Raw genomic sequence first — 10,940 nt, 5'->3', positions numbered from 1 at the left:
GTCTACAAAAACAAAAAGGCGTCCTCCGGATGCTGTCGGAGACAGAATCCGTGGACGCCGTTGTCGGGATCGCGCAGCGCGCGAGCGGTCAAGCCATCGAGCCCCGGCTCGCCATTGAACCGGAGGCTTCAGTCAAGGCAACTTCCGGGCCATGCGGGCCTGACGTGCCGGGAGCGTTGTGTGGCGGGGCTTTGAGTGGTTTTTGCGGGCGTGACCGCAAGGCGCGGCATGGTGCAACGCAGCACCATCGGCGTGCATCGACCGTGCACCGTGCCCTCCGATAGTTCCGGTTAGCATGAGCCAGAACTACCCTCAACCAGCCGGAGCGAAGCATGGCCTACCGCACCTATCACAAGCGCAAGATCGGCGACCGCGAACTGCATCCCGAGACCCAGATGATGTCGTATGGCTACGATCCCTTCTTGTCGGAGGGATCGGTCAAGCCGCCCGTGTTCCTGACCTCGACTTTCGCGTTCCGCACGGCCGAGGACGGCGCCGAGTTCTTCGACATGGTCGCGGGCCGCAAGCCGCTGCCCGAAGGCGAAAGCGCCGGGCTGGTCTACAGCCGCTTCAATCATCCGAACCTGGAGATTATCGAGGACCGCCTTGCGCTGCTCGACGGCTCCGAGGCCGCGCTCGCGACATCGAGCGGCATGGCGGCCATCGCGGCCGTCCTGCTGGCCTTCCTGCGTCCCGGCGACTGCGTGGTGCAGTCCGTGCCGCTGTATGGCGGCACGGAAACGCTGATGTCGAAGTTCCTGCCCGAATGGGGCGTGCATTCGCATCCGATCGCGGACGGCCTCTCGCCCGAATCGCTGCGCGCCGCGCTGGACGCCGCCGCGCAAACCGGCAAGGTGGCGATGTGCTACGTCGAAACGCCGGCCAATCCCACCGACGCACTGTTCGATCTCGACGCACTGCGCCGCGAACTCGACGGCTTCGCGCAACGTCACGGCTATCGTCCGCTTTCGGTGTGCGACAACACGCTGCTCGGGCCGCTGTTCCAGAAGCCGGCGCAGCACGGCGTCGATCTGTGTGTGTACTCGCTGACCAAGTACATCGGCGGGCACAGCGACCTGGTGGCGGGCGGCATCACCGGTCCGGCGGGGCTCATCAAGACCTTGCGCGCGATCCGCGGCACGCTCGGCTCGCAGCTCGACCCGCATTCGTGCTGGATGATCGCGCGCTCGATGGAAACGCTCGTGCTGCGCATGGAACGCGCCGCGCGCAGCGGCACGGCGGTCGCGCGCTGGCTCGCGGACAATCCGTTCAGGCCGGTGAAGGTGCTGCATCCGGAACTGATCGACGACGCGGCGTATCAGGCCGTGTACCGGCGCCAGTGCAGCGGTCCGGGCTCGACCTTCGCGTTCGTGCTCGACGGCGGCCGCGAGCAGGCGTTCCGGCTCATCAACGGGCTGTCGCTGTTCAGGTCGGCGGTGAGTCTCGGCGGCACGGAATCGCTGGTCTGCCATCCGGCCTCCACGACGCATTCAGGCGTGCCGGCGGAGGTGCGCGCGGCGGCGGGTGTGTCGGAGGGATTGATCCGGCTGTCGGTCGGGCTCGAACATCCGGACGATCTGATCGCGGACTTGTCGGACGCGTTGCAGCACTGCTGAAGGCGAGCAAAAAAAGCGTCAGGCGGTCAGCTTGTTGCGCCCCGTCAGCTTCGCGCGATAGAGCGCGCCATCGGCACGATGCAGCGCCGCCTGATGACCGGTTTCGCCGGGCATAATCTGCGACACGCCGATGCTCGTCGTCCATTCCGGCATGCCTTCGGTGTATTTGCGGCAGGCCTCGTGGATCTGGCTCGCGCAGGCCTGCGCATCCGGCGCGCGCGAGGCCGGCAGGATGGCGACGAACTCGTCGCCGCCCAGCCGCCCGAACGCGCCGCCCAGCGACGCCACCTCGGCGCCCGCCAGCCGCGCGAGTTCGATCAGCACGGTATCGCCGGCAAGATGCCCGTGGCGGTCGTTGATCTGCTTGAAGTGATCGAGGTCGATGGCGAGCACCGTCGCGCCCGCCGACGCCAGCCGCCCCGCCTGCCGGTCGAAGCCCGCGCGGTTCCAGGCGCCCGTCAGCGGATCGCGCAGCGCGGCGTCGCGCAGCCGCTGTTGCGCACGTTCGGCGGGAATCGCGAGCAGGCCGAGATTGAGCACGCCCAGCAAGAGCTGGTCGGAGAGCATCGGGATCAGCGCGAGATAGTTGATGCGCGGCGTCATCGAAAAGATCGCCGCGAGCACGACCGCGTAGCCCGGCAGATAACCGAGGATGGCCAGCCCCGCGATGCGCCGCGCGCGGCTCTGGTCGCGCCGTCCGCTCGCGAGCAGGATACCGCCCGCAATGCCCGCCGAGATGGCGATGGTCACCGTATCGACTGCCTGCGTCCATGCGCCGGTGCCGGGGCCGCGTCCGGCGATCAGCACCGGCAGCACGTGGGCCACGGCGCAACCCGCGACCGGCGCGAGCATCCAGAGGCGGAACGGCGGCTTGCCGTCGAAGGCGCGCAGGCCCGAGACGATCAGCATGTTGGTCGCGGCGAGCGCGCCCATCAGCAGGCTGAAGACGAGCAGCTGGCCGCGCGGCGCGGAATCGAAGCCGATCAGCACGGCCGCGTACAGGAACGCGCTCGCCGACCAGTGCACGAAGTAAGCCTCGCGGCGGCCGCCAAAACGGAACAGGGCGAAGACCAGCCCGAACGCGATGCTCGTGAGCACGCTGCACAGGCGGAGTGTTTCGGTATCGGGTGTGTGGAACATGGGGAAGCCGCTACGCGCGTGCGGGAAACTCGACCGTCGGCGACGGCGTGCCGCTCTTCGGTGACGTCAACGCGTCCGGAATCGCGGCATACAGGCTCATCTGCGAGCAACGGCCGATATCATACCTGCGCGCCCTGTCCGGCGGCGACGGGGGACGGTGCAGCGGCATGCACCTTGCTCGCGCATCGGAGGTTGCCGCATGCCGCGGTCACGACCCAAGGAGCCGCAATGAAACTCTATCTCGCGCCTGGCGCGTGCAGTCTCGCTGATCACATCGCGCTGCACGAAGCGGGCATCGACTTCGACCGCGTGAAGGTCGATCTGAAGACCAAGAAGACCGAGGACGGCCAGTCCTTCGACGACATCAATCCCAAGAGCTACGTGCCCGTCCTCGAATTCGACGATGGCCGGCGTCTCACCGAGAACATCGCCATTCTTGCGTGGGTTGCGCAGCGCGCGCCGCAACTCGCGCCATCGGGCGAGGACGGTCAATCGAGGCTGCTGGAAATGCTCGCGTTCATTTCCACCGAGATTCATAAGCAGTTCGGCCGTGTGTTCAAGCCGTCGTCGGACGCGGAGGCGGCAGCGGGGCGCGAGAAGATCGGGCAGCGTTTTGAACTGATCGCAAAGATGATGAAGGGCGACTATCTGTTCGGCGATCAGGCGAGCGTCGCCGATGCCTATCTCTTCACCATGCTGACGTGGGCGAAGAATGTGGGCATCGACGCGCCCGCGCCTTTGCAGGCGTTCTACGAGCGCATGCGCGAACGGCCGGCAGTGAAGCTGGCATTCGAACACGAAGGTCTGGATTGAGGGGAACGCGGCTTGCGCGTGGATAGGGACCACGCCTCGCCTATCGGCGGGCGTCCCGATCCAACGGAGACTACTCATGAACGCAAGCAGAACACTCGCGCTGTCCGTCCTGATGCTGGGTCTTGCCGGCACCGCCAGCGCCGCCGACCAGACGCAGTCCGGCGCGAGTCACGGACCCTCGAAGGGACAAAGCGCGGCGACCAACCATTCGACCGCGCCTGCCGACGATGCCATCGGCGCCGGCCAGACGGGCATCGGCGGGACGGCCAATGGCACGAACGCCGCCGGCAAGGGCACGACGCCGGGTTCCGGCGGCATGCAGCCGCGTCTGAACGGTGGCAAAGCGAACGATTCGAACGGCTCGACCAGCCCGGCAACCGGCAACACCGGCGCGCAGGGCATGTAAGTCAAAAAACTTCAGTTGAGGTTTCGGGCGGTACGAACCAGGCGTCGTCGGCGCGCATCTCGAGGGAACACGCGCCGGGCGCCGACTGCGTGCCGCCGGATTGCGCGAACGCCTGGCGCAAGCCCTCCACGACCCGGCCCTGGATGATCTTGCGGCGGCCAATGTCCACTGACGAATAGCGCTCCAGCTGCGCCGTTGTGAAGCGCACCGACGCGCTGCAGCGAGAGTCGAGCGTCGTGTCGCGGCCGCTCTCGGTCACCCACGACACGTTGATGACCACCGACGCTTCTTCGTCGAGCACGCTGACGGCCGGTTTCTTGCGCGATTCGAACGCGCTCGATATTGCAAGCTGGAGTTCTTCGACGCGTTGATCGTAATCGGTGATTCTCATCGCTTCTCCCTTGAAAATGCGTGATTCACATGCGGGAAGGAGAGCAAACCGCGAGCCTGTCACGCAGGCCCATGCGGGTCCGGCAATTGCTCAAAAGGGTTGATTGCCGCCCACTCAGGAGGCTGACATGCAAACCCCATCCAGACCCGAACACGTGAACGCGGAAGAAATGGACGAACCCACGAGTACGCCCACTCAGCAACGCGATCTCGATGCCCGCGAGAAACGCGGCCATGAGGATTCGGAAAACGCGCTGCCATCGTCGCAGGAAAAGAACCGCGTGCCGCCGGATTCCACGCGTTAGACCCTGCACGAAACTGAACGATGATCGCGTGGCAAGCCCTGCTCGCCGGCGCGCTGATGGGCGCGGTAGTGTGCTACGCGCACTACGAGATCCCGCAGTTCACCAGCGGCGCCGGCAAGCGCCGGATCGCGCATCTGGTGCTGATCGTCGTGGGGATTGCATTCGGCGCAATGGGCGCTTTGACGCTGGAATTGCCGTTGCCGCGCTGGCTGGTCTTCGTGCTCGGCTTCGGCATCGTGCATGTGCCCGCTGCCGCCATCCTCGCGATCAAACGCCGGGGCGGCGCGGGAATGTCCTGACAGCGGGCTCAACTGCAAACATCGAGAGGACGCATCATGTCTACCGAAAGCTATATGCGCAATGGCCACACCGTGAATATCGACATCGATCGTGATCCGACCGGGCTATGCACCTGGTCCTACACGATCGACGCCGATGGTTATACCGAGATGCGTGACCGTCCCGTCGAAACTGCTGAAGCCGCGTTGCACGCGGCCAAGGAGCACGCCAACGCGAAGGCGGACATGCTGCCGCCTGCATAGCCGGGCGTTATCCGACACGCTCCGGCGGTTGGCTGTTCGGCGGATCGCCGATTGGCTGTGGTGCATCGGGTGTGCGTTCGGGCGGCGGCACCGGATCCGGGTCGCTGTCGGGCGTCGGAACGTGCAGGTGTTGCGCGCGTGCTTGGGTGTAGTCCATTCGATCTATCCTCGTCCAGATGACATATCCAGTCCGGCAATGGACGCATTCGCCGTGCCGCATCACGGCAGTCATGGCAGAAGTGTCGAAGAGTCGATGTCGTTCAGGTTGACCAGTTCATCGCGCCGCGTGTCGCACGCGTCACGCACGTCCCGCGCGAACCCTATCCAGATGGCAAACGCAGCCAGCGAGAAACTGCCGAGCGCGAGAAACGCCACTGGATAACCGTACTGATGCGCAAGCCAGCCGCCGAGCAGCGGACTCAGGCACGCACCGCCTGCCTCCACGCCCTGCACCGCACCCTGCCCAAGGTTCACGCGCCCCGTGCCATGCAACAGATGCACGATCAGCGACGGCACCGCGACGCTTTGCAGGCCCGCGCCAATTCCGTCGAAGACCTGTACCGGCAGGAGGCCCCATAACGGCGGCGCCCATGCAGCTGTCATCGCGCGCAACGGCAGCGTCGCGAGCGTGACGAGCAATATCCACCAGAAGCCCCAGCGACGTGTCAGGCGGCTTGCATAGGCGGCCGCGGCAAGCATCACCACTTGAGAGATCACGATGTTCGCCGCCGTCACCTGACTCGGATCCGCCACATGCGCTGACGCGACCGCGAGACTGTAAAGCGGCAGCATCGCCGAATTGCCGAGATTGAAGAGTGCGAGTGCGGCGGCCAGCACCAGCAGCGGACGATTGCGCCACAGCACGGAGAAGCCTTGCGCGCGGATGTCGGAGGCATCGTCGTCATCGTGGCGGGCAAGGCCGCGCGCGAAATGCCGATGCACCGCGCGCCCCGGAATCCAGAACGCCGTCACGATGCACGCCACGCCGAATCCCGCGCTCAGCGCGAAGATCCACGGCATGCCGAGCGTCGCGCCGAGCCATCCCGAAAGCAGCGCCGCCGCGATGTTGCCCGCATGATTCGCGACCTGATTGCGGCCGAACTGGCGATCGAAGTTCTGCCTTCCGACCATCCCGAGCGTGAGCCCCACCAGCGCCGGGCCCATGGCGGCCCCGCCGATCGCCGTTGCGATCTGCGAGAGCGTCACGGGCCAGAAGCCCTGCCACATCCAGATGATGAGCGCCGCGACGATGCTGAGACCGCTCGCGAGCGCGACGATCATGCGCCGGTAGGTGCTGGCATCGACGAGCGCGCCCGCCGGCGCCGTGACCAGCATGGCGACGATGCCGCCCATGGTCAGCACCGAGCCGATGCGATCGGGCGTCCAGCCATGCGCCTGCAGGAAGATGCCGAGGAACGGCCCGACGCCCGCCTGCACGTCCGCCGCGAAGAAACTCAGCGCGAGCAGCGGAACAGTGGGCTTCACATCCTTCACCGGAAGTCTCTTCACAGCACGACCTGCACGCCGAGCTCGACGACATCCTCGCTCCTGAGGCCGTAGTATTCCGCGCTCGATGCGGAATGCGCCGACATCGCGCCGAACAGCCGCTCGCGCCAGCGCGACATCTGGCCGTGCGAGCAGCCGGGCACGGCTTCGTCGCGCGGCAGGAAGTACGTGGTGTGCTTCGGGTCGAAGCGCCAGTCGCCGAGTTGCCCTTCGAGCGATGCAAGCAGACGCGGCAGATTGGGCCGTTCAGTGAAACCGTGCCGCGAGATGACTTCGTAGCAGCCCGCGCCGAGATCGCGCACTTCGATACGTGTCTCTTCATCGATACGCGGCGCCGATTCCGAGCGGTTCGCAAATACGATCACCGTCCGGTGCAGCACACGGTTGTGCCGCAGGTTGCTTGCCAGCGCGGCGGGCGTCGAGCCGGGCATGCTGCCCGGATAGACAGCCGTGCCGGGCACGCGCGCGGGAGGCTCGGGGTCGCGGCATGCATCGCGCAGGAAGTCGGCGAGCGGCTGGGCGTGCGAAGCATGCAGCACCTCGAGCGCGCGCCCGCGATGCCAGGTCGCCATCGCGACGAACAGCACGATGCCGATCGTCACCGGAAACCAGCCGCCGTCCGGGAGCTTGTGAATGTTGGCCGCGACGAGCAGCGTATCGATGGCGAGCAGCGGTGCGCTGATCGTCACGATGGCCATCCACGGCCAACTCCACAGCTTGCGCGAGAGGCTCACCATCTGCATGGAGGTGACGAACATCGTGAGGCCGACCGCGATGCCGTAAGCCGATGTAAGCCGCGCCGAACTGCGGAACGCCAGCACGAGGAACAGCACGGCGGCGAACAGCACCGCGTTGACGGCGGGCACGTACACCTGCCCATGTTGCGACGATGAGGTTTCCACCACGCGCAAACGCGGCAGAAAGCCGAGTTCGATGGCCTGGCTCGTCATGGAGAAAGCGCCGGAGATGACGGCCTGCGACGCGATCACCGTGGCGAGCATCGCGATGACCACGGTGGGAATGAGCGCCCACGAAGGCGCGGCGAAGAAGAACGGCTGGCTGGCCGCGCCGGGCTGATACAGGATAGCGGCGGCCTGCCCGAAGTAGCCGACGATGATCGCCGGAAACACGACGAACATCCACGCACGCCGGATCGCACGCTTGCCGAAGTGACCGATATCGGCATAAAGCGCCTCGGCGCCGGTCAGCGCGAGGATCACTGCGCCGAGCAAGGTGAATGCAAGCAGCGGACGCATGCGCACGAGGTCCCACGCGAACGACGGCGAGAGTGCGCGCAGCACGTCGGGATGCTGCACGATGCGATACACACCGACCGCCGCGAGATAGACGAACCACACCGACATCACGGGCGCGAACCATTTCCCCACGGCAGCGGTGCCGCGATGCTGGAACGCGAACAACGCGATCAGGATCAGCAGCGCGAGCGGCACGACGAACGGCTCGAAGGTCGCGCTCACCTGACGCAACCCTTCGACGGCGGACAGGACCGACACGGCCGGTGTGATCATTGAATCGCCGTAGAACATCGCGGCGCCGAACAGCCCGGCCGTCAACAGCAAACGCGGCACATGGCGGCCTTCGCTTTCGTAGCCGGAGCGCACGAGCGCCGTCAGCGCGATGATGCCGCCCTCGCCTTCATTGTCGGCGCGCATCACGTAGCAGACATACTTGCCCATCACGACGATCACGACGGCCCATACGATCATCGAGAGGATGCCCAGCACCACGCGCGGGTCCAGCGTGCCCGACTCGCTCACGGCTTGTCGCAACGCATAGATCGGGCTCGTGCCGATGTCCCCGAACACCACGCCGAGCGCGCCGGGGACGAGGACCTTCAGCGACCGGTGCGACGAGCCACGGCCGGGGCGCGTGGCCGCTTGCCCTACAGCGTGATGCCCGCGGGCATCGTTCGATGTCGATGTCATGCGGCGTGTGCGCTCCCTGGTGCGTGTCGATCGCGTAGCAAAGCGCGTTCCGCGAACGCGGTTTAGTGAATCCGCGTAATCAAAGGTAAGCGTTGCTTACACATGCTCACGTCATTTTAGAGAAGCTTTGCGTAAAGTCGCCTCCAACGGTTCGCAAGGCGCGAAAAGTGCTGAAGATGCGCAACAAACCGCCTGAGCGAATCGGCAGTTTGCAAACACGGAGAGGAAACCACATGAAAAAAGCTCGAATCGTTGCCGCGCTGATGTGCGCGAGCCTTGGACTTACGACCGGCGCGGCCTTCGCGCAACCCGCGCCCGGCGGTCCGGATCAGCATCACGACATGCACGGTGGTCCTGGCGGTCCCGGCGCGCATCAGGCTCGCGGTCCGCAAGGCGGCTCGGATCATGGTCCCGGTCCCGGCATGAACGGTCATCAGCCCGGCGGTCCTGCCGAGCACGCGAACCAGCCGCCGCCGCATGGGGAATGGCGCAAGGGTCAACGCCTCTCGTCGGAGTATCGCGACCATGAGTACGTGGTCGACAACTGGCGCGAACATGGGCTGCGTCAGCCGCCGCGCGGCTATCAGTGGGTCGGCGTCGGCGCGGACTATCTGCTGGTTGCGGTCGCATCGGGCGTGATCGCCCAGGTCATGCTTTCGCAGTAAGGTTCTTGCACGTGTCCGCGCGGTGCGCGGACACGTGTCGACTTTCTATATCTTTTCGCTGTCTGCACGTGGCAAGTCATTGATTGGTCGGTTCGCCCGGATCTTCGACGCCCTTCTCGATGTTCTTTTTCTGATCGCCGTAATCCTTGCGATTCGCGCCGTTCGTGATCTCCACGTCGCCCTTCACCTTGCGGTCCTCGTTGCCCGTGACCGTGCCGACGGCGGTATCGACCCAGCCCTTGACCTGTTCCTTGATGCCCTCACGCTGATCCTTGTTCATGCTGTCCTCACGGAATGGTTGATCGTTCCTCCATCGCAGCAACGGCCATGCCCCGCAGCGACGCCCGCACATTAAAAAGCCCGCCACAATGGGCGGGCAAGGATGCGCGCAACGAGAGGGACATTGCGCGCCTTCAACACCGTGTGCCGCAAGGCGTCCGTCATTCAGGTCCGAGGTCGGGAGGCGGCAGCGGAGCGGGTAGTTCCTTCGGCGGCATCGACTGCCGGCGCATGCGGAACAGCAGCCTGTTCGAACACGATCCCCATGGCGATGTATTCAGTTTCCGTTGAACCGCAGGCCGGACAGATGCCATCGTTCAACGCATCGTCGGAATAGATGAGCTTGTTGCACGCAGCGCAGCGAATCAGCATCTCGACTCCTGACAAATCGAATCAAAGCTACTTTGTTATACGCCATAGCGAAGCAGCTTCCAATTGTTCGATATGCTCGCGTTCCGTTCTCTTCAACCGGACGCGCCTTCACTTCATCTCACGAGATTCCATTCGGATCCCGAAGCCCCGGCCGCCAGTGCCGCTTCGTTGAAGGCGGGAAGAACAGGTTCGTCGGGGCGCCCATGCCAGCGCACGTTGAACTTCTCTTCAATCAACCCGTCCGCTGACTTCACCGATGCAGCCACGCTGAACAGCGTGCAACCCGACGTCCGCAACGCTTCAGCAAGCGCTTCACGCGAAAAGCGTCCGCGTTGATAGGTGATGTGCAGATCGACCTGGTTCTCTCGCGGTATGCGTACTTCGAGCGCCTTCAGAAACCACAGCACGACGATGCCAAGCACGAGTCCGGTCACGCCGAGCGCCAGTTGACCGCCGCCGAACAACAAGCCGATCACCGTCACGAACCAGAGCGTCGCCGCGGTCGTCACGCCCTTGACGAGGCCGTCCTTGCGCAGGATCGCACCCGCGCCAATGAAGCCGACGCCGGAAAGAATCCCGAGCGGCAGGCGCATCAGGTCGAGCGTGGCGAACGATTCCGGCGTCTTGCCCGCCTGAAGCAGCAGCGCGTTGACCTGCAGCATCGCGAGACAGGCGGCGAGGCACACGAGCAGCGTGGTGCGCAAGCCGGCCACCTTGCCCGACTCGCCGCGATTGAAACCGATCAGTATGCCGGCCAGCACGGCGAGCGACAGGCGCATGCATACGTCGCTCCAATGCAATGTCAGTGGCATGAGCGCCATATTGCCTAGTCCTTGAGTAATGTTGGCGAGCGCATCCGGCAAGCGAAGCCCGATGCGTCGCCATAGTCATGGCTGTCCAGCAATCGTCGAGCCCGTGTGAACGCTGACGGCGCACATGGCCAGCTTTCCAACGTCTTTC

The 10,940-nt window shown here is 65.1% G+C and carries 15 protein-coding genes; 7 read left to right on the top strand and 8 right to left on the bottom strand.

All coding sequences use genetic code 11. The features are described 5' to 3' along the window. Positions 1-332 precede the first annotated feature (332 nt). Complete coding sequence (locus QCE83_RS15245) at positions 333-1,616, top strand: cystathionine gamma-synthase family protein (RefSeq protein ID WP_309812234.1); 1,284 nt, start codon at positions 333-335, stop codon at positions 1,614-1,616. Positions 1,617-1,634: 18 nt separating this feature from the next. Here QCE83_RS15245 and QCE83_RS15240 read toward each other — a convergent pair whose 3' ends face one another. Continuing rightward, the gene (locus tag QCE83_RS15240; RefSeq protein WP_309812232.1) at positions 1,635-2,756 is read right to left on the bottom strand and encodes a GGDEF domain-containing protein; all 1,122 of its coding nucleotides are present in this window, start codon (positions 2,754-2,756) and stop codon (positions 1,635-1,637) included. A gap of 228 nt (positions 2,757-2,984) precedes the next feature. On the opposite strand from QCE83_RS15240, the gene QCE83_RS15235 reads away from it, so the two are divergent. Both QCE83_RS15235 and QCE83_RS15230 read left to right on the top strand, forming a co-directional pair. Further along, complete coding sequence (locus tag QCE83_RS15235) at positions 2,985-3,569, top strand: glutathione binding-like protein (protein WP_309812229.1); 585 nt, start codon at positions 2,985-2,987, stop codon at positions 3,567-3,569. A gap of 76 nt (positions 3,570-3,645) precedes the next feature. Beyond that, entirely contained in the window at positions 3,646-3,975 is a 330-nt protein-coding gene (locus QCE83_RS15230; RefSeq protein ID WP_309812226.1) for a hypothetical protein, read from the top strand. Position 3,976: 1 nt separating this feature from the next. Here the strand turns inward: QCE83_RS15230 and QCE83_RS15225 are convergent, their stop codons facing one another. Continuing rightward, positions 3,977-4,366, bottom strand: coding sequence for a hypothetical protein (locus QCE83_RS15225; protein WP_309812223.1), 390 nt, complete (start codon positions 4,364-4,366; stop codon positions 3,977-3,979). Positions 4,367-4,493: 127 nt separating this feature from the next. On the opposite strand from QCE83_RS15225, the gene QCE83_RS15220 reads away from it, so the two are divergent. Genes QCE83_RS15220 through QCE83_RS15210 form a run of 3 tightly spaced genes read left to right on the top strand, consistent with a single transcriptional unit; the run spans position 4,494 to position 5,212 of the window. Beyond that, positions 4,494-4,670 (top strand): hypothetical protein, encoded by a 177-nt coding sequence (locus tag QCE83_RS15220; RefSeq protein ID WP_309812220.1) that lies wholly within the window; start codon positions 4,494-4,496, stop codon positions 4,668-4,670. Between the two features lie 20 nt (positions 4,671-4,690). Beyond that, on the top strand, positions 4,691-4,969 hold the full coding sequence (locus tag QCE83_RS15215; RefSeq protein WP_309812217.1) for a hypothetical protein: 279 nt from the start codon (positions 4,691-4,693) through the stop codon (positions 4,967-4,969). 36 nt (positions 4,970-5,005) lie between these two features. Continuing rightward, positions 5,006-5,212 carry a hypothetical protein gene (locus QCE83_RS15210; RefSeq protein ID WP_309812214.1) on the top strand — a complete coding sequence of 69 codons (207 nt, stop codon included), beginning with the start codon at positions 5,006-5,008 and terminating at the stop codon, positions 5,210-5,212. 7 nt (positions 5,213-5,219) lie between these two features. Here the strand turns inward: QCE83_RS15210 and QCE83_RS15205 are convergent, their stop codons facing one another. The 3 genes from QCE83_RS15205 to QCE83_RS15195 form a co-directional block, all read right to left on the bottom strand. Next, on the bottom strand, positions 5,220-5,369 hold the full coding sequence (locus tag QCE83_RS15205) for a hypothetical protein (RefSeq protein WP_309812211.1): 150 nt from the start codon (positions 5,367-5,369) through the stop codon (positions 5,220-5,222). Between the two features lie 71 nt (positions 5,370-5,440). Then, positions 5,441-6,721 (bottom strand): MFS transporter, encoded by a 1,281-nt coding sequence (locus tag QCE83_RS15200; protein ID WP_309812208.1) that lies wholly within the window; start codon positions 6,719-6,721, stop codon positions 5,441-5,443. Further along, positions 6,718-8,664, bottom strand: coding sequence for a KUP/HAK/KT family potassium transporter (locus QCE83_RS15195; RefSeq protein ID WP_309812205.1), 1,947 nt, complete (start codon positions 8,662-8,664; stop codon positions 6,718-6,720). Before QCE83_RS15195 ends, QCE83_RS15200 begins: the two co-directional genes overlap by 4 nt. A 233-nt stretch (positions 8,665-8,897) precedes the next feature. Here QCE83_RS15195 and QCE83_RS15190 point away from each other — a divergent pair, with 233 nt between their 5' ends. Next, on the top strand, positions 8,898-9,329 hold the full coding sequence (locus tag QCE83_RS15190; RefSeq protein ID WP_309812202.1) for an RcnB family protein: 432 nt from the start codon (positions 8,898-8,900) through the stop codon (positions 9,327-9,329). A gap of 76 nt (positions 9,330-9,405) precedes the next feature. Here QCE83_RS15190 and QCE83_RS15185 read toward each other — a convergent pair whose 3' ends face one another. From QCE83_RS15185 to QCE83_RS15175, 3 genes are all read right to left on the bottom strand, one after another. After that, positions 9,406-9,609 carry a CsbD family protein gene (locus tag QCE83_RS15185; RefSeq protein WP_309812200.1) on the bottom strand — a complete coding sequence of 68 codons (204 nt, stop codon included), beginning with the start codon at positions 9,607-9,609 and terminating at the stop codon, positions 9,406-9,408. Between the two features lie 164 nt (positions 9,610-9,773). Continuing rightward, positions 9,774-9,980 (bottom strand): hypothetical protein, encoded by a 207-nt coding sequence (locus QCE83_RS15180; RefSeq protein WP_309812197.1) that lies wholly within the window; start codon positions 9,978-9,980, stop codon positions 9,774-9,776. A gap of 113 nt (positions 9,981-10,093) precedes the next feature. Next, positions 10,094-10,792 carry an MgtC/SapB family protein gene (locus tag QCE83_RS15175; protein WP_404984833.1) on the bottom strand — a complete coding sequence of 233 codons (699 nt, stop codon included), beginning with the start codon at positions 10,790-10,792 and terminating at the stop codon, positions 10,094-10,096. Between the last annotated feature and the right edge of the window lie 148 nt (positions 10,793-10,940).

The organism is Caballeronia sp. LZ034LL, from assembly GCF_031451215.1.
Classification (GTDB): domain Bacteria; phylum Pseudomonadota; class Gammaproteobacteria; order Burkholderiales; family Burkholderiaceae; genus Caballeronia.
This window is presented reverse-complemented; position numbering and strand designations above follow the sequence as displayed.